Below are 20,144 nucleotides of genomic sequence, written 5' to 3' on the forward strand. Positions count from 1 at the left end.
TTCGGGGTGAGGGGGGGTCAGTCTGCGGCGCTGCCGAAGTCGAGGTCGTCGAGGTCACCGCCGCGTCCGGCGTCCATGAGCACGCTGGTGAGGGCCAGGCCCAGCAGCAGGAAGGACACGACGCCGATCACCAGGGCGAGCAGGGTGGTGTCGATGCCGTCGGCGGCAATGCCGACTTTCATCTCGTCCACGACCTTGTACTGCAGGGCAGCCATGCCGGTGTAGTGCATGCCGGTGATGGCGACGCCCATGACGGCGGCGGCGCCGGCCTTGACGAGGTTCAGCTGCGTCTTGGTCTGGCGTTTGGCCCAGTCGCTGGTGAGCTGGTGGAACAGGAACAGGGCGGCCATGCTGGCGCCCACGGCGATGACGACCGAGGCGATCAGCGCGAAGAAGTTGATCTGCAGTTCGGTGCCGGGCATGCGGTAGGCGGCCATGCCGCTGTAGTGCATGGCGACGATCCCGGCGCCCGCGATGGCGCCCGCGATGCCCAGTCGGCGCAGGTTGAACGCGCCGCTGTGCAGCACGAGCAGCGCGGGGTACACGAAGGCCACGGCGATCAGGCCCGAGAGGACCGTGATGGGGTAGTTCAGGCTGGTGGCGGCGTTCACCTGGAAGGCCATCATGCCAACGAAGTGCATGGCCCAGATGCCGTAGCCGAGCACCAGGGCCTGCGCGATCAGCCAGAAGCGGCTGGCGGCGCTGGTGAAGACGCGTCCGGCGCGTCCGGCGAGCTCCAGGGACATGTAGGACGCGGCGACGGCGATCACGTACGAGAGGAGGATGTATGAACCCATCCAGTTGTGGTGCAGCATCTCATGTTCCATCGGTGTTCCTCCTGTGGGGCGCGGGCAGGGTCGGTGCCCGGAGTTTCGATATCCAAACATAGGCAATACGAACTCACATAAAACTTACTGATTCCTGCGTCATGGTGCGGAATTTTTCGCATCGGCACTCATGAGAGCAGGCAGCAGGAAGGGCGGACTCCGGCCACCGGGGTGGGAGTCGCCGCGCTGCGCTGGATGCCGTCCAGTGTATGCCATGAGATTCATGACACGGCATGAAGTTGCCGCCCCGCCCGGATCAGGGGCGGAGCGGCAGGAGTGCGCGGCGAGACAGCGTCAGGGGGGGCTGCTGGCACTGCGCGGCTCTTCATTTGCAGGGGCGAGACGGTGGTCAGTGACCGTTCAGGGCCGCGCTGACGACGTCGCGGGCCTCGGTCATGACCTGCCTGAGGTGCCCTTCGCCGCGGAAGCTCTCGGCGTAGATCTTGTACACGTCCTCGGTGCCGCTGGGCCGCGCGGCGAACCACGCCTGATCGGTGGTGACCTTCAGCCCGCCGATCCCTGCGCTGTTGCCGGGCGCGCGGGTGAGTTTCGCGGTGATGGGGTCGCCGCCCAGCGTGGTGGCGGTGACCTGCTCGGGGCTGAGGCTGGACAGGATCTTCTTCTGTGCGGCGTCGGCGGGAGCGTCCTGGCGGTCGTAGGCGGTCTCGCCGTAGCGCGCGGTGAGGTCCGCGAAGCGCTCGCTGGGCGTCTTGCCGGTCACGGCGGTCATCTCGGCGGCGAGCAGGCCGGGGATCAGGCCGTCCTTGTCGGTGCTCCAGGGAGAGCCGTCGAGGCGCAGGAAGCTCGCCCCGGCGCTCTCCTCTCCCCCGAAGCCGAAGGAGCCGTCCAGCAGGCCCTCGACGAAGTACTTGAAGCCGACCGGGACCTCCACGACGCGCCGCCCGATCCCGGCGCCCACCCGGTCGATCAGGGCGCTGCTGACCAGCGTCTTGCCGATCGCGGCGTCGGCGCGCCAGCCGGGGCGGTGGCTGAACAGGTACTCGATCATCACCGCCAGGTAGTGGTTGGGGTTCATCAGGCCCGCGCGGGTCACGATGCCGTGCCGGTCGGCGTCCGGGTCGTTGCCGATCGCCACGTCGAAGTCGTCCTTCAGGGCCAGCAGGCCTGCCATGGCGTACGGGCTGGAGCAGTCCATGCGGATCTTCCCGTCGCGGTCCACGCTCATGAACGCGAAGCGCGGGTCGATGTCCTCGTTCACGATCTGCAGGTTCAGGCCGTGCTGCGCCTGGATGGCCTGCCAGACCGGGAGGCTGCTGCCGCCCAGCGGGTCCACGCCGATCCGCACGCCGCTCTGGCGGATGGCGTCCAGGTTCACGACCGTCCCCAGCTGCGACACGTAGGGCGTGATGAAGTCGAAGTCCGTCAGGCCCGCCAGGGCGTCCTCGTGCGAGACGCGCTGCACGTCGCGCAGTTCGTTCTCCAGGATGGCGTTCGCGCGGGCCTGCACGGCGCCCGTCACGTCGGTATCGGCCGGACCGCCGGAGGGGGGTTGTACTTGAAGCCGCCGTCCTGCGGGGGGTTGTGACTGGGCGTAATCACGATCCCGTCGGCCCAGTCATGGTCGGGTCTGCCCTCGCGGCCGGGGCGGTTGTGTTCGAGGATCGCGTGGCTGACCAGCGGCGTGGGCGTGAACGATCCGGCCTGGGCGCGTACCTGCACACCGTTCGCGACGAGGACCTGCAGCGCGGTCATCCAGGCGGGTTCGGACAGCGCGTGGGTGTCCAGGCCCATGAACAGAGGCCCGGTGATCCCGGCGGCGGCGCGGTGCTCGGCGACGGCCTGCGTGACCGCCAGGATGTGCGACTCGTTGAAACTGCCGTTGATGCTGGTGCCACGGTGCCCGCTGGTTCCGAAGGCGACGCGCTGGAGGGGATCGTGCACGTCGGGGCGGGTCTCGTAGTAGTGGGCGACCAGTCGGGGGATGTTCGTCAGCAGGCTCTGCGGCGCGCGTTTACCGGCCAGGGGGCTGAGGGTCATACCCGCCAGTGTACGGACTGCGCCTCGGCGCGGCGGCCCAGGGGCAAGACAGCGTGAAGGCGCACCCGGTCGCGCGGGCGGGCGGCTGCTACCCTGGGGACGTGAAGGAGTTCCTGAACGACTGGTGGCGGCTGCTGAAGCTGATTGTCGGCTCGCTGGCGATCCCGGTGGTCCTGTGGTTGCTGCTGGTGTGGGCCGGCGTGCTGCGCTGACCTGATTCCCCGCCGGAGTGACACACCAATCACGCGCTGGAACCGCTCCCGGAAGTGGTTTTTTCACGCTGCGTGTTACGTTAACGGCATGACGGTCAAGCGGAAGCAAGGCGCGGAGAGCCGCGTGGACACCAACCACTTCGAGCACGCCCTGGTCCTGGAAACGGCCCGGGTGACCGAGGGCGCCGCCCTGGCCGCCAGCCGCTGGATGGGCATGGGCGACAAGAACGCCGTGGACGGCGCGGGCACCGAAGCCATGCGCGAACTGCTGAACAGCCTGGATATCCGCGGGACGGTCGTGATCGGCGAGGGCGAGATGGACGAGGCCCCCATGCTGTACATCGGCGAGAAGGTCGGGCAGGGTCAGTACGAGGTGGACATCGCTGTGGACCCGGTCGAGGGCACCAGCGTGACCGCCAAGGGCCTCCCGAACGGACTGGCCGTGATCGCCCTGTCCGAACGGGGCGGCCTGATGCACGCGCCGGACTGCTACATGGACAAGCTGGTCGTGCCGCCCCCCGCCGCCGGGAAGGTGAACCTGGACTGGCCGGTCGAGGCGAACCTGAACGTCCTGGCGCAGAGCCTGGAACGCGACGTGGACGACCTGATGATCACGATCCTGGACCGCGAGCGGCACGCGGACCTGATCCGCCGCGTGCGGGCCGCCGGGGCGCGCGTGAAACTGATCGGGGACGGCGACGTGGTCGCCAGCCTGCAGGTGGGCGTGCGTGGCACGGGCGTGCACGCGCTGATGGGCTCGGGCGGCGCGCCCGAGGGGGTCCTGTCGGCGGCGGCCATGAAGTGCCTGGGCGCGGAGATCCAGGGCCGGTTCATCGCGGAGGACGACGCCATGCGCGAGCGCTTCAAGGCGATGGGCGTGGATGAGAACAGGGTGTACAAGACCAATGATCTGGCCCCCGGGAAGCAGATGGTGTTCAGCGCGACCGGGATCACGTACGGCGAGCTGCTCAGCGGCGTGCGGCGTTTCGGCGGCGGGGCGCGCACGCACACGCTGGTCATGGGCTACGCGACGCGCGTGGTGCGCTTCATCGATACGGTGCACCTGGAGGACGACGGGGCGCGCGTCACGATCCGCGTCTGACCGTTAGCGGGAGGGGCACCCGGCAGTGACGCTACGCCGGGTGCCCCTCCCCTTTCGCGGATGAGAATTCGCTCAAGGCAATCCAAATACTTCAATATTGAATGAATGCCCGGTCAGGCTTACGCTCCCCCCATGACCACACCCAGCCCCGTCAAACTGGCCATCGTCTACTACTCCACCTACGGCACCAACCACGCCATGGCCGAAGCCGCCGCCGAGGCCGCCCGCGCCGCTGGGGCTGAGGTCCGCGTCCTGAAAGTCCCCGAAACCGCCCCCCAGGCCGTCATCGACACCCAGGACGCCTGGAAGGCCCAGCAGGAGCGCAGCGCCGACGTCCCCACCGCCACACCCGCGGACCTGGAATGGGCCGACGCGTACCTGTTCAGCACCCCCATCCGCTTCGGCGGCGCCGCCAGTCAGGTCCGCGCGTTCATCGACACCCTCGGTGGCCTGTGGGGCACCGGGAAACTCGCGAACAAGACCTTCAGCGCCATGACCAGCGCCCAGAACCCCAACGGCGGCCAGGAAACCACCCTCCAGACCCTGTACGTCACCGCCATGCACTGGGGCTCGATCATCGTCGCGCCCGGCTACACCGACCCGGCCATCTTCGCGTCCGGCGGCAACCCCTACGGCGCCAGCGTCACCGCGGGCGGCCAGCCCCTCTCGGCCGAGGACCGCGCCACCATCGCCCACCAGGCCCGGCGCCTCGTGGACGTCACCGCGAAACTCAAGAGCTGACGGCTCCCATGAGGAGGCCCGCACGGACATGACGTGCGGGCCTCCTCTCTGTACCTTCCCGCGCGACGCTACTCGTTCTCCCAGCCCGCAATGTTCAGCACCCAGTACGTCCCCGCCGCGCCGTCCACCCGCGCCACCGCGCCGTTCCCGATGTTCTCGAACAGCGCCCGGCAGTGCGACGGGCTGTCCTTCCACGCCGCGATCACCTCGGCAGGGTCCGTGAAGCCCTCACCGGCCGCGAGGCTCTCCTCGAACACCCACTCCACGTTCGCAGGCGGCACCGGCCGGTACCCGGCGTCCACCATCCGCTGCGACGGCACCCGCCCGTCCCGCACGCTGCGGTGCGGCACCTCCATCCGGCCACTGTCCGCGAGTTCCTGCGCGTACCCCCGCGCCGCCTTCATCAGGTGCCCCTCGAACACCAGGGGCCGGGCCACCGGGAACCGCGCGCCCCCGCACGACCCGCCCCGCGCGCGCTCCACGTTGATCGCCGCCAGCATCGCCGTCTCCGCCACGGACGGCTCGAAGCCCGGCAGTGGCGACCGGAGCGGCCTGAACGACGCCGACGTCGTATACGAGAAGTCCACGCCGTAGAACTTGTCCTTCACCGTGACCGTCACCGGCCCGACTGTCTCCGCCTCCGGGTCCGGCGCACCACCACCACCACACCCCACCAGCACCGCCGACACCAGCCCCACCACCCACCACGCACGCGTCATGCCCCAGCGTAGGCACACCACACCCCGCCCCGCTGCCTGATTTGACCACCCCGGGGGCGCACTCCCCCCCACCGCATGAACCCCGCATCCCACCCCACCGGACACCGCCGCGCGCCCCCACCACCCCCAGCCGCTACCCTGCCCGCATGACCACAGCCCAGCTCACCGCGCCCGGCGCGTACCCCGGCCTGACCCTCCAGCTGCACGACGGCGGCATCCTGGAGGTCGTCATCCGCAGCGACAAGACCCTGAACAGCGTCAACGCCGACGCGCACCGCGCCCTCACCCGCGTGTGGCGCGACATCGACGACACCCCAGGCATCCGCTGCGTCCTCGTACGCGGCGACGGACGAGGGTTCAGCAGCGGCGGGGACTTCACCCTGATCGAGGAAATGAGCAGCGACTTCACCGCCCTCACCCGCGTCTGGAAAGAAGCCCGCGACCTCGTGTACAACGTCATCAACTGCAGCAAACCTATCGTCAGCGCCATCCACGGCCCCTGCGTCGGCGCCGGACTCGCCGTCGCCCTCCTCGCCGACGTCAGCATCACCGCGCACACCGCCCGCCTCCTCGACGGCCACGTCCGCCTGGGTGTCGCCGCCGGAGACCACGCCGCGATCATCTGGCCCCTCCTGTGCGGCCTGAACAAAGCCAAATACCACCTCATGACCGGCGAACCCGTCAGCGGCATCGAAGCCGAACGCATCGGCCTCGTCAGCCTCACCGTCCCCGACGACGAACTCATGGACCGCGCCTGGAAAGTCGCCCGGCAACTCGCCAGCGGCAGCCCCACCGCCACCCGCTGGACCAAATACGCCCTCAACAACTGGCTCAGACAGGCCGGACCCACCTTCGACGCCAGCCTCGCCCTCGAATTCCTCGGCTTCACCGGCCCCGACGTCCGCGAAGGCCTCAGCAGCCTCCGCGAAAAACGCGCACCCAACTTCGCGGACGACGCGCCGCTGTAAAAGGGAAGTGGGGAGTGGGTTGTGGGAAGTGGGAAGGAAGACTGCTGCGCAGCGGGAAAAGACAACACAACTGCTTCGCAGGACCCCTCAGTCGCCTACGGCGACAGCTCCCCTCCCTGCGGGCTCTGCGAGTCAAGGGGAGCCTTGGACACATGCTTCTGCCGAAGCGAGAACAGTCGATCAGCCGACCACAGCGTCCCCCACCACAGCTGACCGCTGACTGCCCTCGGCCGTCGTGCGCGCAGCGCGCGGGCCTGCGACGGGGGCGAAGGCTGGCGTCGAAGCCGGACCCGTCACTGCCCGCAGCAACTCCGCCGCGCCGAAAGAAACTCTTGCCCAGTGCAACGTAAGCCCCCCCGTCCCCCCTGGGGATGGGGGCTGGGGGGTGGGGCTGCCCGCTGCGAGGCGCCCACCAGCCACCGAGCCTGTCCCCGTCCGGGGAACTTTTCCCTCAATCAGCCCGCCGCGCGTTATCGTGAGCCGTAAAACCATCCTCAGGAGGGATACCCATGACGACCAAACAACCCGTCCGCGTTGCCGTTACCGGCGCCGCTGGCCAGATCGGCTACAGCCTTCTCTTCCGCATCGCGTCGGGCGACATGCTCGGCAAGGACCAGCCGGTCATCCTGCAACTGCTGGAGATCACGCCCGCGCTGAAGGCCCTGAACGGCGTCGTGATGGAGCTGCGTGACTGCGCGTTCCCGCTGCTGGCGGACATCGTGACGAGCGACGATCCGATGGTGGCGTTCAAGGACGCGGATTACGCGCTGCTGGTCGGTGCGATGCCCCGTAAGGCGGGCATGGAGCGCGGGGACCTGCTGGGGGCGAACGGCGGGATCTTCAAGCCGCAGGGTGAGGCGCTGAACGCCGTGGCGAGCCGTGACGTGAAGGTGCTCGTGGTGGGGAACCCCGCGAACACGAACGCGCTGATCGCTCAGCAGAACGCGCCCGACCTGGACGCGGGGCAGTTCACGGCGATGGTGCGTCTGGATCACAACCGCGCGATCAGCCAGCTGGCGGAGAAGACCGGGAAGCCCGTGAGCAGCATCAAGAACCTGACCATCTGGGGCAACCACTCCTCGACCCAGTACCCCGACCTGAGCCAGGCGACGGTGGATGGTCAGCCTGCGCTGGATCAGGTGGACCGTGACTGGTACGAGAACAGCTACATCTCCACGGTCGCCAAGCGTGGCGCGGCGATCATCGAGGCGCGCGGCCTGAGCAGCGCCGCGTCCGCCGCGAGCGCCGCGATCGACCACATGCGCGACTGGGCGCTGGGCACGCCCGAGGGCGAGTGGGTCAGCATGGGCATCCCCAGCGACGGCAGCTACGGCATTCCCGAGGGCCTGATCTACGGCTTCCCCGTGACCTGCAAGAACGGCAAGTACGAGATCGTGCAGGGCCTCCCCGTCAGCGACTTCAGCCGCGGCAAGATGGACGCCACCGCGCAGGAACTGACCGAGGAACGCGACGAAGTGCGCAAACTCGGCCTCGTGAAATAAGCACAGGCTGAATCGGGGAAGCGGGTGGCCTGCGGGTCGCCCGCTTCTTCTGTGCAGGTGCGGCGGCGTGCCCGGTCACCGCGTGCTCTGCTGCGGGGCGTGATACGGATTCCGTCTGTTTCGTTCACAACCCGGAACCACACCGGGTTGCCAACTCCACGCCCGGAACCCGCTTCGCTCCTTCTCGCATCCGCTCGGGTTGAACGGTTGAGGCAAACCGTTCAACCGGAGTCCGTATGAGTGACGCGGCGTGGCGGGCGGGACTGGAGGAGCGTTTTGTGCGGTGGCTGGAGCAGGACGTGACGCACCTGCTGCCGCGCGGACCGCACGCGGACGTCCAGGTGCGGGTATCGGGGCGGCTGCGGGCGGCGTGGGTGCCGGACTGGTCGGGCGTGACCGAGAACTACGGGGGGACGGCGGGGCATCACGCGGCGTTCCTGCGGTCGAAGCTGGCGTTCGCGCAGGCCGTTCACGCGGGAGCGGACGCGGCGGAGGTTTCGCGGCCGGAACGCGCGTGCCTGGACGCGGCGGGGGCGTTCTGGCGGGAGTGGGCGGGCTACCACCTGACGGCGCGGGCGGGCGCTTGACGTGCAGTCGACTGCACGTTCGACACTGATTTTCACAGCGGTGTCCAGCTGCACCCTGGAGCGAACAGCACGCCCCAGGGCTCCGCTTCCCACCACTGTCATTTCAGGCACTCGCTTCGCTCGATTCAGAGGTTTCGAGGGAGACCCTCGCCACCTCTGAACTCTGCTCAGGAGGCACCACCCCATGTTCAATGCGCTGCATACCGACGCCCTGACCGCCTATTCCGACGCTGCTCCCTTCTCCGACCGGCTGACCGAGTGCCGTGAGGCGGCCCGCGCGGCCCGTCTGAGTCGCCTGAACCACCTGCTGAGTGGGCGCTGGACGCTGCCACGCTGGCACGTGACGGTGACCGTGCGGAGACTGGCGTGAATGAACTGACCGAGGCGGCGTTCCGGCAGAGTGTCCGGCAGTTCCGGGCGTTGATGACGTCCATGCCGGAGGCGCAACGCGCGGACGTGGCGACCATGTGCGGCGGCCCGGAGGTGCTGGACGCCCTCTTCGAGGAGCGGGGCGTGGGCATCGGGCGGTTCGCGGCGTTGATGGGGTTGCCCGCGACGACGGTGCGGCACCTGCTGCGCGAGGACCTGCTGCATCCCATGCGGGTGAACGGGAAGTTCCGGTTCCTGCTGCACAACGTGATCGAGTTGCGGGGCGTGCAGCAGTGGCAGGCGGTGGGGCTGACGCTGGAGGACACGCGGGCGTTCCTGGACGCGCAGGGTCTGCTGGGGCTGGTGGCGCAGGGCGGCACGATGTTCTCGGTGCAGCGCGAGGTGCCGGACCCGGCGTCCCTCCCGGTCCTGAAGGCGGACGTTCTGGCGCGGCTGGGCGGCGCGATCCGGTCGCTGGAGGACCGGCACGCGGCGCTGGGGCAGCAGCTGGAGCGGGCCCGGGCGCTGGAACGGCTGGTGCAGGAGAACGCGTTCGGGCAGTCCGGATCGGCCACGCCGCCCACCTGATGTTCACCTGATCTTCACCGTCGTGTGCAGAAGTGATCCGGTTTCCGGCGGGGTGCATAGGACTGTTCAGAGCGACACGATCCGCAGGTCCGGGGCAGGAATCCGCCTGATCCGGCAGGGGTGTCCTCGTGTCCGAACCGCTTCTTTCACCTTCTGGAGGGATCAGCATGTCCAACGCCATGAATCGCCGTAAGTTCCTGGGGGCCGCCGGGGCCGTCACCGCCACTGGTCTGCTCGCCGGGTGCACGCCCGCCATGAGCGCCACCCCCAAACCGAACCTGGACGCCACGATCTTCAACTTCGCGCTGAACCTGGAGTACCTGGAAGCGGCGTTCTACCTCGCGGCCGTGGGTCGCCTGCAGGAACTGGACGCCGCGGGCGGTGACAGCAGCAAGGTGATCCTGCCCGCGGGCTTCACCGGCAAGAACGGGAACGGCGTGCCGTTCGCCTCCGCCGAGGTGCGCGCCTACGCCGAAGAGGTCGCGACGGACGAACTGAACCACGTGAAGATCATCCGCAAGGTCCTGGGTGCGGGCGCCGTCGCGCAGCCCACCCTGGACCTGGGTCCGGCGTTCGTCGCGGCGGGCAAGGCCGCGTCGGGCGGGGCGATCGACAACTTCAACCCGTTCGCGAACGACCTGTTCTTCCTGCACGGCGCGTTCATCTTCGAGGACGTGGGCGTCAGCGCGTACAAGGGCGCGGCGCGCCTGCTGAGCGACACGAAGCCGGGCGGCAACCTGGAGAACGCGGCGGGCATCCTGGCCGTCGAGGCGTACCACTCGGGCATGATCCGCACCCTGCTGTACCAGCAGCGCAACACGGACGTGACCTCCACCCTGAAGGTCAGTGACGTCGTGCAAGCGATCAGCAACCTGCGTGACAGCGTGGACGGCGCCAGCGACATGGACCAGGGCATCGTCGAGGGCGGCAAGGCGAACATCGTCCTGGCCGACGCGAACGGCATCGCGTACAGCCGCACGCCCCGTCAGGTGGGGAACATCGTGTTCCTGTCCGTCGGCGCCACGAAGGGCGGCTTCTACCCCGACGGTCTCAGCGGGAACTTCGCCTCGATCCTCGCGCTGTAAACCCAACCAGCAGGGGGAGGGTGGCCGTGACCGGCTCCCCTCCCCCCTTTCTTTCTGCTCTTTACAGCCCCTCGATGACCCATTCACCCGCGCGCATGAGCGGTTCGCGGGTACCGTCATGGGTGATGCCGTCCACGTCGGTGGCGGGCGTACCGATCATCCAGTCCACGTGGATCAGGCTGTCGTCGTTGCCCCCGGCGTCCTTCAGCGTGGCGGGGTCGGTGCCGCCCTGCACGTTCGTGGGGTAGCAGCGTCCCAGCGCGATGTGTGACGCGGCGTTCTCGTCGAACAGGGTGTTCAGGAACAGCGTGCCGGTCTGCGCGACGGGCGCGCTGGCGGGCACCAGGGCCACCTCGCCCAGGCGGGCGGCGCCGTCGTCGGTGGCGATCAGGGCTTTCAGGGTGTCCTCGCCGCGCGTGGCGCTGACCTCGACGGCGCGGCCTCCCTCGAAGCGCATGCGGATGCCCTCGATCAGCTGTCCGCGCGCACTCAGGGGTTTGCTGGCGACCGCCACGCCGTCCACGCGGTCCCGGTGCGGGGCGGTGAACACCTCGTCGGTGGGGAGGTTCGGCACGCCACGCACGCCGTTCTGCGCGGTTTCCGCGCCGCCCTGCCACACGTGGTTCCGGGCGAGGCCCACGGTCAGGTCGGTGCCCAGGTCGCTGCGCAGGTGCACGGCGGCGTACTGCCTGCCGTTCAGGTGGGTGGTCAGGCGCTCCAGGCGGGTCAGGTGCGCGTCCCACGCGGCGACCGGGTCGGGCTGATCGGCGCGGGTGACGGTGAAGATGTCGTCCCACAGGCGGGCCACGGCCTCCTCCTGCGGCAGGTCCGGGTACACGCGGGCGGCCCAGGCGGGGGTGGCCATCGCGCCGACCGTCCAGTTCACGCGGAAGCTGCCGCTCGCCTCGCTGACCCGGCGCATGGCCTGCGCGGTGGCCTTGCTGCGCGACGCGATGCGCCCCGCGTCCACGCCTGCCAGGAGGGACGGGTCCTCACCGATGATCCCGATGGCCGCGTACCCGTCCGCGACCATCGCCTCGGCCTCCTGCGCGAACCACGCGGGCAGGTACTGCACGGCGTCGTCGGTGCCGTCCTCGTACAGCGCGAGGTTCAGGTGCGGGTCCAGGTACGTGACGCGCACGTCCTGCGCTCCGGCGCGGTAAGCGGCGCGCGCCACCAGCCGCACCAGTTCGGTCGCCTCGACGAGCGCGCTGATCCGCACCCGGCCACCCTGCGGGAGGTTCACGCCGGTCCGGACGAGCAGTTCGGCGTAGCGCGCCAGTCGCGTCTGAAAATCACTTGAGGTCATGCCTGCCACTCTAGCGGGCGTCCCCCTGGGACGAGGGGGCGGTGTCCGGCTCAGGCCGCCAGTACACGCCCCGTTCGCGGTTCAGGACGCCCAGACCGATCATCTCGCGGCGCAGGGTGGACACGTCGGCGTACACGTCGAGCAGGACGGCGTTCACCTCGGCTTCCGGGTAGTGGCGGCCGTGCTCGAACAGGGTGACGAGTTCGTGCAGGATGACGTCCTTCTTCTTGCGCTGGGCGGGCAGGGTGGTCAGGCGACCGCCCTTGAGAAAGGCGCGCAGCACGCGGTCGCGGTAGGGGTCGTCGGGGGTGGGGGCGGGGGCGGCGCCGCGCACGACGTCCGCGAGGTTCAGGTCCAGCGCGGCCGCGTGCGCGCGGTGCAGGCGGTGGTGGCCGTCCTGGCGGGTGAGGATCAGTCCGGCCTCGGTGAGCTGCGCGAGGTGGTGGCTGACGGTGGCGGGCGCCAGGTTCATCAGGCGGGCGAGTTCGTCGCCGCTGGCCTCGCGCGTCCAGACGAGGCGCAGGAGGCTGAGGCGCGCGGGGTGGGACAGCGCGCGGAACAGGCCAGCGCGGGCGGTGAGGTCGGCGCTCATGGGCGGGGTTCGCGCGGCCAGGGGGGCGTGCCGTGCGCGGCGCGGCGGGCGCCCTCGTAGATGCCCAGCGCGGTCTCCAGCGTGTCGAGGCGGGCCTGCGCGCGGGCCTGATCGGCGGCGTTCCCGGCGGCGCGGGCGAGGCGCAGGTCGCGTTCGGCGTTCGTGCGGATGCCCGTCACGAGGCGGTGGTACAGGGCGGTCATGCGGCCCTGTGGGGTGGGGTCGGCGGCTTCGGTCATTTCGATCCTCCTCGAATCATCATGACCGATTCGATCCCCGTCGAAATGAGCCGAATGGCGCAGTGCCCCCACCCGGTCCGGGACGAGCTTTACCAGCCCTCGATCTGCCGCCCCGCCTCGAATGCCGCGACGCCCGCCGCGACACTCAGGTTCAGGCTGCGGCCCCCGCCCGGCTGCGGCAGCTTCAGCTTCGGCAGCGCGTCGCGCAGCCACGCAGGCAGCCCGCGCGATTCCGGCCCGAACAGCAGGTAATCCCCCCGCGCGAAGCCCGCGCGGGTGTGCAGCTCGGTCGCGTGCGTGCTGAACGCCCACACCCGCGCGCCCGCGCCCAGCGTTCCCTGGAAGGCCGTCCAGCTGGCGTGCTCGTGCAGGGTCACGCCCTCCAGGTAATCCATCACCGCGCGGCGGAACTCCCGGTCATGCAGGTGGAAGCCGAACGGGCGGATCAGGTGCAGGTCCGCGCCCAGCACCGCGCACGTCCGCGCGACGTTCCCGACGTTCCCGGCCTTCTCCGGCTCGAACAGCACCACGCGCAGCAGCGGCCCCTCCCCACCCGGCGCCGCGTCACTCACCGCTGACCCCCGGCGCCGCTTCCACGCGGGCCAGCAGCACCGTCGCGCGCGTCTGCACGTGCAGCGGCGCCAGGCCCTCCGACGTCTTGAAACTGATGCCCACGTCCCCCTCGGGCAGCGAGAGCAGCGCCGCGACCGACCGGGCGATCTCCGCACGCAGCGGCCCCAGCTTCGGGCGGTCCAGCGTCACCACGACCGCCACGTTCACCGGCACCCAGCCCCGCTCCTGCACCAGCGCCAGCGCCCGCTCCACGATCACGCGCGAATCCATCCCGCGCCACTGCTCGGCGGTATCCGGAAAGTACTGCCCGATATCCCCCATCGCCAGACCCGACAGCAGCGCGTCCGCCACCACGTGCAGAACCGCGTCCCCGTCACTGTGCGCCACCGCACCCAGCTCCGCGTGCGGGACGTCCACGCCGCCCAGCACCAGCCGCCGCCCCGCCTCCAGACGGTGCGCGTCCTCCCCGAACCCAACCCTGAACGGCCACGAACTCATCCCCGGAGTGTAGCCCGCCCACACGCGCGCCCCGGCACGTCACTCCCTGACGCGCCCAGGGCGCACCATCGGCATAACGCCCCGTTAACGCCCGCCCAGGCATGCTGCACACCACGACCTTCCCACCCCCTCCGCCCCCAGGGAGACCCGGCATGACCCACCCCCACCTCGAAGACGACCTGTTCCACCTGCTCCCCCTGCCCGGCCTGCGCTGGCCCGCCCACGCCCCCACCCACGCCCAGCCCAACCCCGCCTACCAGCGCACCTACCACCCCGGCGCCCTGCCCGCCCCCGTCACCACCTGGGCGGACGGCACCCACCAGACCCGCCTGCTCACCCACACCGGCGAGCGGCGCGTGTGCCGCCTGAACCTCCGCAGCCTCCCGAACGGGGACCGCATCCTGCTCCTCGAGGACGTTCACAGCTACCACCTCGACCCCGTCACGCACCTGCCCGACCGGGACGCGCTGCTGCACGACGCCGCCCAGACGCACGGCGTCACCACCCTCGCCACTCTGCGCCTGCCCCCCCTGCACGACCACCGCCGCCAGCTGGGCGACGCGCCCGTCGATCAGGCCCTGCGCCGCGCCGCCCGCGAACTGAAAACCGCCGCGCGCGACTGGAACGCCAGCGCGTACCGCACCGGCACGCACGACTTCACCCTCCTGAGCCCTCAGGCTCTCACGCCCGACCAGCTCGCCCCGGTCACGCGGCGCATCCACGAGCACCTGAGCGCCCTGGGCCGCACCCCCGAACCCAGAGTCGGCCTGAGCGACGCCCCGCACGACGGCCGCACCCTGGCCGACCTGCTCGCCGCCGCGCAGGACCGCGCCGGAACCCACCCCACCCGCCGCCCCCTGGACAGCCTGAAACGCCTCCTGAACCCCACCCCCACCCACCCCATGCTCGCCCTGTAATCCTGTCACGGAGCCCCGCATGACCCACACGTACCCCACGCCGCACACCCGCCGCCTCGGCCAGCCCCTGCCCCCCGCCGACCTGCACCACCTGAGCCCCGACGGCCCGCACCTGAGCGTCCACACCACGCGCGGCCCCCTGCCCGTCTACCGCTTCACGCCCCTGCAGATGGCCCTCCTGACCGGCGAGTGTGTCCCCAGCGCCTCCCACTGGCCCGAACACCTCAAGGCGTTCCTGTACCAGTACGTGCCGCTGCCCACCCTGCCCCCCGGCCCCCACCCGCTGCCCGGCACGGTCCACGCACAGGGCCGCGACCCGCACGGCCTGCGCACCTGGGACCACACCACCTACCAGGGCTGGCCCCTGTACCTGTACGCCCACGACCACCCCGGACAGCCCCCCTGCGGCGACGTGCCGCACCTGTTCACGCCCGTCCGCCTGGATCAGACCCCCCTGCCCGGCCCGCACCACCGCCCCCACGGCCCCTAAACTGCAACACGCACCACACAACGGAGGTTCCATGACGCAACCCGAGCAACCCCTCGACTTCCTCGCCATCACCGTCTTCGAGAACAGGCTGTACGCCATCACGAAAGCAGGTGTTCCGCTGGCACTGTACGTCTACGCGCCACTGGCCCAGGCCTACACGGGCCGCTACAAGGTACCCTTCGCCCCCGCCTGGCCGCAGTACGCGCAGGGCCTGCCCCTGCAATACTCGCCCATGCCCGTGCTGCCCCCCGAGCAGCTCCCCGACATGCTGGAAGGTGACATTTCCCAGCAGAGCCGCGAGGGTGACGACACTCGCCCCTGGGAACAGCTGACATACCGGTACTGGCCCCTGTACTACGTGGCCGGCGAACAGCCCAGCGCCAGCAGCGACGCCCAGCCCACCATGTTCACGCCCGCCACGGTCGACATGAACCCACCCAGCGGCGTCAGCGAACCGGATGACAGCGAGGGCTGGCCGCCCACATGCTGGGGCCCCTGACTTTAATTCCGGAAGCTGACAGGCGTGACTCCGACGGGAAACTGAAGGCGCAGCCACAGCTGTAAATGATCTGTATCCAGACTTTGGCCCGGGGGCAGGCCAGACTCATCCCTGTCGCCCAGCAGCACCCGCGCTTCACGCTGCTGCTGGGCATGCACGTTCACCGCACCTGTGATCTGCGTCAGCCAGGCATCCACCTCAGTGCTGCCGCGGCTGCGCAGGTCGGGGACGACCAGCAGGACCAGTTGCACGAGCTGCCAGGGTGTCGGCGGCCGTACCGGGTCGTTCAGAATCTGCGCGACCTGCTGCTGTGCCTGCTGCGTCCTGGCCCTGGCGTAGAGGAGCTCGACCGTAAGCAGAGGATTGACCCGCAGGTCGGGATTCTTCCGGACAATGTTCGCTGCGCGCTTCAGCAGGTCTTCGGCGTGCCGCCACTGCCTCAGTCGGAAGGCCGTGGTCACAGCCATCTCGACGATCTCGACTGAGATGCCGGGCAGCCCACTGCTCTCTGTGTACTGCGCAATGACAAGCGCCTCGGCCTGCAAGGCAGCCTGATCCTCACCGGAGGTATAGAGGCGTGCACCCAGAAGAGCCAGCCGCACCTGCCACGCCACCATTTCGGGCAGGTGCGGCAGTCGCCGTTCGATTTCACTGAACTGGACCCGAAGCATCACCTCATCTCCCAGGAAGGTCAGATGCGTCAGCAGATTCAGCCGGTAATGCAGCTGCCGGACCTCATCCCCGAGTTCCACAGCGACGTTAAGCGCCTGCCCGATCAGATCGGTCGCTCCCCGGATCTGCCCTTGACGACCTCTGACAATACCAAGCGTGTTCAGGACTTTCATGCGGCTGGTGGGGTCGGCGGCCAGTGGTCCGGCCAGGAAGTGTCCGGCGAGCGTCTGGGCGTCCAGCAGGCGTCCGGCGCGGTACGCGAGCCACATGCTGGCGATCTGCGCGGCGGCCTGCACGCTGTCCGGGGCGTGGGCGTCCTCGGCGGCGTCGGCCAGGGCGGCGAAGGTGTCGGTGCCGCTGGCGTGCAGGCCGCGCCGGTCGTGGTGGGCCAGGAAGTGGTCGATCTGGGCGGCGGTGGCGTCGCCGCGTTCCAGCGCGGTGTGCAGGGCGGAGGTGATGTTGTCGCGTTCGGCGTCCACCGGGGGCGATTCGGGGGGCTGGGCGGTGAACCACGTCAGGTAGTGGCGGGCGTGGTCCGCGCGGGCCTGCGTGATCAGGTCCGGGTGCGTGGCGGCCTGTTCGGTCAGCAGGCCGCGCAGCGCGGGGTACAGGCGCAGGCGTTCCGTGCCGGGCTGGTGCGCTTCGAGGAAGTTGTGCGTGAGCAGCTCGTCGATGAGGTGCGCGGGGACGCCCAGATGGGGTGCGTCCGCGGGGTCGAGGTCGCTGGTGACGCTCAGGCGCAGCGCCGCGTGCTGCTGTTCGGCGGTCAGGAGGTCCCAGGAGCGGCGGGCGACGGCGTTCAGGCCGCGCCGTCCGTCGCTGCCGCCACCCTCGGGGGTGAGCTGGGCGGCCTCGGTGAGGACGCGGGCATACACGGCTTCCAGGTGCTCGACGCGCAGCCAGGACGCGGCCAGGGCCAGCGCGAGGGGGTGGCCCTGGAGACGGCGGGTGATGCCGGCGATCAGGGCGGCGTTGGCGGCGGTCAGGGTGAGGTCGCGGCGGGTGCGGGCCGCTTCGCGCAGGAAGAGCTGCGCAGCGCTGCTCGCGGCGATCTGCGCGAGGTCCGCTTCCGGCGGGGCCTGCGGGAGGCCCGCGAGGGGCAGCAGCAGGTCCCCTTCCCCCAGCAGGCCGGGGGGGCTGCGGCGGCTGCTGATCACCCAGCGCACGCCGGGCAGGTCGCGGCGCAGGGCGCGCAGCAGGTCCGGGAGGTCGTTCAGGGCGTCCGCGCCGTCCAGCAGGACCGTGGCGTGCGGGGGCAGGTGGTCGCTCAGGGCGGCCAGGGTGGGCGGGGCGGCCTGTCCGCGGGTCAGGGTGGCGGCGAGGCGGGCGCTCAGTTCGGCGGCGCTGGCGGCGCCCTCGGCGTCCACGAGGGTCGCGGGGCGGTCCAGGCGGCTGAGTTCCCGCAGGAGTTCGCGGGTCAGGGTGCTCTTGCCGATCCCGCCGGGGCCGGTGATGAGGGCCGCGCCGCCCGCCGGGGGGTCCGCCTGCGGGGCGAGGGTCCAGGCGAGCAGCGTGTCGAGTTCCGCCTCGCGGCCCAGCATGCGCGCGGCCGCGCGGGCCGGGCGGGTGGGGGCCGGGGTGGGCGTCCCCTCGTCCAGTTCGCCCAGTTCCGCGCGGATCTCCGCCTCCAGCGGCGAGCCGGGCAGCGTCAGCGGCAGCGCGCGGCGCAGCAGGTCCGCCTCGGGCGGTGGGGCGCCTGGGGTGCGGTGGGCGCGGGCGGCCCAGTCGGCGGCGCGGGCGGGGTCGGCGGTCTCGGCGGCGCGCAGGGCTTCCTCCTGCACGTGCCGCGCGAGGCGTTCCCGTTGCGTTTCCACCCATTCCTCGAACTCGGCGGACACGCCGGTCAGGGGTACGCCGTGCAGGAACGGACCCGCGTAGGCGTCCCAGGCGGCCTCGCCGCGCAGGGTCAGCAGGCGCGCCGCGTCGCTGGTCACGGGGGTGCTCAGACGGTCCTCGCCGCCCAGCGCGCCCGGGTGCACCTCGCGCAGGGCGTGCAGGGCGACGCGCAGGCTGCCTTCCGGGCGGGCCGCGTCGGGCCACAGCAGGGTCGCCAGGGTGCGGCGGGGCGTGGGGCCTTCCAGGGTCACGTACACGAGCAGCAGCAGAGACTTGACCTTCCGGAAACTGCCCAGTTCCAGGCCGCCGAGCGTGATCAGTGACGGGGTCATGGGCGCGGGGGTGAGTGTGGGGGCACGTTCAGTCAAGGTCGGTCACCGCCGCGCCGCGCGTCGCGTCCCGCAGGGCCGCCGCGAAAGCCCCGGCGTCCTCGGGATAGAGGTGCACGTCGAGTTCCACCCCGCCCGCCGTGTACGCCTCCTCGCCGCGCGTGACGTCCCAGGTGCCCAGCAGGTGGTACAGGCCGCTGACCGCGTCGAACGGAACGGCGACCCGCACGGTGCGGCGCGGGCGGACCTCCAGCCGCTCGGCGGTCCGCAGGCACTCGGCGGCGCCGCCCCCGTAGGCGCGAGCAAGCCCGCCCGTACCGAGTTTCACGCCGCCGTAGAAGCGCACCACGACGACCATCACGCGATCCACGCCCTGACCCTCGATGGCCCGCAGGATCGGCGCGCCCGCCGTGCCGCCCGGCTCGCCGTCGTCATTGAAGCGGTACGCACCCCCGATGCGGTACGCCCAGCAGTGGTGCGTGGCGTCCGGGTAGCGCGCCCGCAGCGCCGCCAGCTGCGCCAGCGCGTCCTCGGGCGTGTCGGCGCGGTCCGCGAAGGTCAGGAACTCGCTGTTCTCGATCACCGCATCGAAGCGGTGAGGTCCGGCCAGGGTCGTGAACGGCGCGGGCAGTTCGGTGTCCGCCACGGTCAGAGCAGGCCCCGCCCGGCCAGCACGGCCCGCGCGTGCCACATCGCCAGGCTGCTCGACCCGTCGAGGATCTCCCCGGCGTCCAGGCGGCGGTACGCCTCGGCCAGCGGCACGACCACGCGCTCGATGGTCTCGGTGTCCTCGTGGTGCATGTCGCCCAGCGTGACGCCCAGCGCCAGGAACGGGTAGAAGATCACGCCGCTGATGCTCGGCTGCGGGTAGAAGCCGGGCAGCGGCACCCACTCGGCCGCCACGCCCCCCACCTCCTCGTGCAGTTCCCGCTGCGCCGCCGCGAGGAGGTCCTCGCCGCGTTCCACGCCGCCCGCGACGACCTCGGTGACGGTCGCGCGCAGCGGGTAACGGTACTGGCGGATCAGGACCGCCTCGCCCTGAGCGGTGACGGGCAGCACGAACACCGCGCGCGGCCCGCGCGGCCGGTACTGGTAGGTGGTCTCCACACCGCTGGGGAGGCGCACGCGGTCCTCGAACACCGTGCGGAACCCCGACACGATCTGCCGGGACTCCAGCGTCTGCCACGGCTGCGTGTCGTCCTCGACCAGCGCCGCCCAGTTCGGATGAATCATGCCCGCAGGCTACCAGACCACCCGTTCAACGCAGCTGACGCCGCGAGAGCCGCCAGCCCATCGAGCGCGACGCGCGGATTCCACTGGGACGTTCAGGGTCATCAGGCGGGCAGTCTCCCCCACCCCGGCGGGCGGGCGCATCCGCCAGATGGACACCCGGCCCTAGGACCGGGGTGGGTCATACGGATTCCGTCTGTTTCGTTAACAACCCGGAAGGGCACCGGGTTGCCAACTCCACGCCCGGAGGGGCGTTTCGCTC

22 protein-coding genes and 1 pseudogene are annotated in these 20,144 nt (G+C 70.6%); 12 read left to right on the top strand and 11 right to left on the bottom strand.

What is annotated here, in order from left to right; all coding sequences use genetic code 11:
- Positions 1-17: 17 nt before the first annotated feature.
- Positions 18-827, bottom strand: coding sequence for an MHYT domain-containing protein (locus EXW95_RS08000; RefSeq protein WP_174367005.1), 810 nt, complete (start codon positions 825-827; stop codon positions 18-20).
- 349 nt (positions 828-1,176) lie between these two features.
- A pseudogene (gene pgm, locus EXW95_RS08005) lies at positions 1,177-2,825 on the bottom strand (phosphoglucomutase (alpha-D-glucose-1,6-bisphosphate-dependent)).
- An 8-nt stretch (positions 2,826-2,833) separates the two neighbouring features.
- Here pgm and EXW95_RS08010 point away from each other — a divergent pair.
- The 3 genes from EXW95_RS08010 to wrbA all read left to right on the top strand — a co-directional run bounded on the left by EXW95_RS08010 (position 2,834) and on the right by wrbA (position 4,880).
- Positions 2,834-3,037 carry a hypothetical protein gene (locus tag EXW95_RS08010; RefSeq protein WP_174366175.1) on the top strand — a complete coding sequence of 68 codons (204 nt, stop codon included), beginning with the start codon at positions 2,834-2,836 and terminating at the stop codon, positions 3,035-3,037.
- Between the two features lie 88 nt (positions 3,038-3,125).
- Entirely contained in the window at positions 3,126-4,139 is a 1,014-nt protein-coding gene (gene glpX / locus EXW95_RS08015) for a class II fructose-bisphosphatase (RefSeq protein ID WP_119673827.1), read from the top strand.
- A 132-nt stretch (positions 4,140-4,271) separates the two neighbouring features.
- On the top strand, positions 4,272-4,880 hold the full coding sequence (gene wrbA / locus EXW95_RS08020) for an NAD(P)H:quinone oxidoreductase (protein ID WP_174367006.1): 609 nt from the start codon (positions 4,272-4,274) through the stop codon (positions 4,878-4,880).
- A gap of 68 nt (positions 4,881-4,948) precedes the next feature.
- Here wrbA and EXW95_RS08025 read toward each other — a convergent pair whose 3' ends face one another.
- Positions 4,949-5,599, bottom strand: a complete 651-nt coding sequence (locus tag EXW95_RS08025) for a CAP domain-containing protein (protein ID WP_174367007.1) — start codon at positions 5,597-5,599, stop codon at positions 4,949-4,951.
- Positions 5,600-5,745: 146 nt separating this feature from the next.
- On the opposite strand from EXW95_RS08025, the gene EXW95_RS08030 reads away from it, so the two are divergent.
- The 6 genes from EXW95_RS08030 to EXW95_RS08055 all read left to right on the top strand — a co-directional run bounded on the left by EXW95_RS08030 (position 5,746) and on the right by EXW95_RS08055 (position 10,698).
- Complete coding sequence (locus EXW95_RS08030) at positions 5,746-6,567, top strand: enoyl-CoA hydratase/isomerase family protein (RefSeq protein ID WP_174367008.1); 822 nt, start codon at positions 5,746-5,748, stop codon at positions 6,565-6,567.
- 509 nt (positions 6,568-7,076) lie between these two features.
- Complete coding sequence (locus EXW95_RS08035) at positions 7,077-8,069, top strand: malate dehydrogenase (protein ID WP_058977918.1); 993 nt, start codon at positions 7,077-7,079, stop codon at positions 8,067-8,069.
- Positions 8,070-8,305: 236 nt separating this feature from the next.
- Positions 8,306-8,656 carry a hypothetical protein gene (locus EXW95_RS08040; protein ID WP_174367009.1) on the top strand — a complete coding sequence of 117 codons (351 nt, stop codon included), beginning with the start codon at positions 8,306-8,308 and terminating at the stop codon, positions 8,654-8,656.
- A gap of 184 nt (positions 8,657-8,840) precedes the next feature.
- Positions 8,841-9,026, top strand: coding sequence for a hypothetical protein (locus EXW95_RS08045; protein ID WP_174367010.1), 186 nt, complete (start codon positions 8,841-8,843; stop codon positions 9,024-9,026).
- Positions 9,023-9,613: a MerR family transcriptional regulator gene (locus EXW95_RS08050; RefSeq protein WP_174367011.1), complete on the top strand. Its 591-nt coding sequence runs from the start codon at positions 9,023-9,025 to the stop codon at positions 9,611-9,613. Before EXW95_RS08045 ends, EXW95_RS08050 begins: the two co-directional genes overlap by 4 nt.
- A 167-nt stretch (positions 9,614-9,780) precedes the next feature.
- Entirely contained in the window at positions 9,781-10,698 is a 918-nt protein-coding gene (locus EXW95_RS08055) for a ferritin-like domain-containing protein (RefSeq protein WP_174367012.1), read from the top strand.
- Between the two features lie 61 nt (positions 10,699-10,759).
- Here the strand turns inward: EXW95_RS08055 and EXW95_RS08060 are convergent, their stop codons facing one another.
- The 5 genes from EXW95_RS08060 to ispF all read right to left on the bottom strand — a co-directional run bounded on the left by EXW95_RS08060 (position 10,760) and on the right by ispF (position 13,909).
- On the bottom strand, positions 10,760-12,007 hold the full coding sequence (locus EXW95_RS08060) for an aminopeptidase (RefSeq protein WP_174367013.1): 1,248 nt from the start codon (positions 12,005-12,007) through the stop codon (positions 10,760-10,762).
- Positions 12,008-12,017: 10 nt separating this feature from the next.
- Positions 12,018-12,599 carry a metalloregulator ArsR/SmtB family transcription factor gene (locus tag EXW95_RS08065; RefSeq protein ID WP_174367014.1) on the bottom strand — a complete coding sequence of 194 codons (582 nt, stop codon included), beginning with the start codon at positions 12,597-12,599 and terminating at the stop codon, positions 12,018-12,020.
- Positions 12,596-12,838 (bottom strand): hypothetical protein, encoded by a 243-nt coding sequence (locus EXW95_RS08070; protein ID WP_254605554.1) that lies wholly within the window; start codon positions 12,836-12,838, stop codon positions 12,596-12,598. The genes EXW95_RS08065 and EXW95_RS08070 overlap by 4 nt, the downstream gene beginning before the upstream one ends.
- Positions 12,839-12,927: 89 nt before the next feature.
- Positions 12,928-13,410, bottom strand: coding sequence for a tRNA (cytidine(34)-2'-O)-methyltransferase (locus EXW95_RS08075; RefSeq protein WP_371809972.1), 483 nt, complete (start codon positions 13,408-13,410; stop codon positions 12,928-12,930).
- The gene (ispF, locus tag EXW95_RS08080) at positions 13,403-13,909 is read right to left on the bottom strand and encodes a 2-C-methyl-D-erythritol 2,4-cyclodiphosphate synthase (protein ID WP_174367015.1); all 507 of its coding nucleotides are present in this window, start codon (positions 13,907-13,909) and stop codon (positions 13,403-13,405) included. The genes EXW95_RS08075 and ispF overlap by 8 nt, the downstream gene beginning before the upstream one ends.
- 152 nt (positions 13,910-14,061) lie before the next feature.
- On the opposite strand from ispF, the gene EXW95_RS08085 reads away from it, so the two are divergent.
- The 3 genes from EXW95_RS08085 to EXW95_RS08095 are packed head-to-tail and all read left to right on the top strand — an operon-like array spanning position 14,062 to position 15,815.
- A complete protein-coding gene (locus tag EXW95_RS08085; protein ID WP_174367016.1) occupies positions 14,062-14,826 on the top strand; it encodes a diguanylate cyclase domain-containing protein in 765 nt (254 codons plus the stop codon).
- A 19-nt stretch (positions 14,827-14,845) separates the two neighbouring features.
- Positions 14,846-15,316 (top strand): hypothetical protein, encoded by a 471-nt coding sequence (locus EXW95_RS08090; protein ID WP_174367017.1) that lies wholly within the window; start codon positions 14,846-14,848, stop codon positions 15,314-15,316.
- A gap of 31 nt (positions 15,317-15,347) precedes the next feature.
- Entirely contained in the window at positions 15,348-15,815 is a 468-nt protein-coding gene (locus EXW95_RS08095; protein WP_174367018.1) for a hypothetical protein, read from the top strand.
- A gap of 2 nt (positions 15,816-15,817) precedes the next feature.
- Here EXW95_RS08095 and EXW95_RS08100 read toward each other — a convergent pair whose 3' ends face one another.
- The 3 genes from EXW95_RS08100 to EXW95_RS08110 are packed head-to-tail and all read right to left on the bottom strand — an operon-like array spanning position 15,818 to position 19,885.
- Positions 15,818-18,655 carry an ATP-binding protein gene (locus EXW95_RS08100; RefSeq protein ID WP_174367019.1) on the bottom strand — a complete coding sequence of 946 codons (2,838 nt, stop codon included), beginning with the start codon at positions 18,653-18,655 and terminating at the stop codon, positions 15,818-15,820.
- 28 nt (positions 18,656-18,683) lie between these two features.
- Positions 18,684-19,298 (bottom strand): YigZ family protein, encoded by a 615-nt coding sequence (locus tag EXW95_RS08105; protein ID WP_174367020.1) that lies wholly within the window; start codon positions 19,296-19,298, stop codon positions 18,684-18,686.
- Between the two features lie 2 nt (positions 19,299-19,300).
- Positions 19,301-19,885, bottom strand: a complete 585-nt coding sequence (locus EXW95_RS08110; RefSeq protein ID WP_174367021.1) for an NUDIX hydrolase — start codon at positions 19,883-19,885, stop codon at positions 19,301-19,303.
- Positions 19,886-20,144: the final 259 nt, after the last annotated feature.

It is taken from the genome of Deinococcus sp. JMULE3, from assembly GCF_013337115.1.
Classification (GTDB): Bacteria; Deinococcota; Deinococci; order Deinococcales; family Deinococcaceae; genus Deinococcus.

What these genes read in the sequence shown, in the direction of transcription:
- EXW95_RS08000 (WP_174367005.1), bottom strand. Translation starts at nt 827, where the DNA reads ATGGAACATGAGATGCTGCACCACAACTGGATGGGTTCATACATCCTC.
- glpX (WP_119673827.1), top strand. Translation starts at nt 3,126, where the DNA reads ATGACGGTCAAGCGGAAGCAAGGCGCGGAGAGCCGCGTGGACACCAAC.
- wrbA (WP_174367006.1), top strand. Translation starts at nt 4,272, where the DNA reads ATGACCACACCCAGCCCCGTCAAACTGGCCATCGTCTACTACTCCACC.
- EXW95_RS08025 (WP_174367007.1), bottom strand. Translation starts at nt 5,599, where the DNA reads ATGACGCGTGCGTGGTGGGTGGTGGGGCTGGTGTCGGCGGTGCTGGTG.
- EXW95_RS08030 (WP_174367008.1), top strand. Translation starts at nt 5,746, where the DNA reads ATGACCACAGCCCAGCTCACCGCGCCCGGCGCGTACCCCGGCCTGACC.
- EXW95_RS08035 (WP_058977918.1), top strand. Translation starts at nt 7,077, where the DNA reads ATGACGACCAAACAACCCGTCCGCGTTGCCGTTACCGGCGCCGCTGGC.
- EXW95_RS08040 (WP_174367009.1), top strand. Translation starts at nt 8,306, where the DNA reads ATGAGTGACGCGGCGTGGCGGGCGGGACTGGAGGAGCGTTTTGTGCGG.
- EXW95_RS08045 (WP_174367010.1), top strand. Translation starts at nt 8,841, where the DNA reads ATGTTCAATGCGCTGCATACCGACGCCCTGACCGCCTATTCCGACGCT.
- EXW95_RS08055 (WP_174367012.1), top strand. Translation starts at nt 9,781, where the DNA reads ATGTCCAACGCCATGAATCGCCGTAAGTTCCTGGGGGCCGCCGGGGCC.
- EXW95_RS08060 (WP_174367013.1), bottom strand. Translation starts at nt 12,007, where the DNA reads ATGACCTCAAGTGATTTTCAGACGCGACTGGCGCGCTACGCCGAACTG.
- EXW95_RS08065 (WP_174367014.1), bottom strand. Translation starts at nt 12,599, where the DNA reads ATGAGCGCCGACCTCACCGCCCGCGCTGGCCTGTTCCGCGCGCTGTCC.
- EXW95_RS08070 (WP_254605554.1), bottom strand. Translation starts at nt 12,838, where the DNA reads ATGACCGAAGCCGCCGACCCCACCCCACAGGGCCGCATGACCGCCCTG.
- ispF (WP_174367015.1), bottom strand. Translation starts at nt 13,909, where the DNA reads ATGAGTTCGTGGCCGTTCAGGGTTGGGTTCGGGGAGGACGCGCACCGT.
- EXW95_RS08085 (WP_174367016.1), top strand. Translation starts at nt 14,062, where the DNA reads ATGACCCACCCCCACCTCGAAGACGACCTGTTCCACCTGCTCCCCCTG.
- EXW95_RS08090 (WP_174367017.1), top strand. Translation starts at nt 14,846, where the DNA reads ATGACCCACACGTACCCCACGCCGCACACCCGCCGCCTCGGCCAGCCC.
- EXW95_RS08095 (WP_174367018.1), top strand. Translation starts at nt 15,348, where the DNA reads ATGACGCAACCCGAGCAACCCCTCGACTTCCTCGCCATCACCGTCTTC.
- EXW95_RS08100 (WP_174367019.1), bottom strand. Translation starts at nt 18,655, where the DNA reads ATGACCCCGTCACTGATCACGCTCGGCGGCCTGGAACTGGGCAGTTTC.
- EXW95_RS08110 (WP_174367021.1), bottom strand. Translation starts at nt 19,885, where the DNA reads ATGATTCATCCGAACTGGGCGGCGCTGGTCGAGGACGACACGCAGCCG.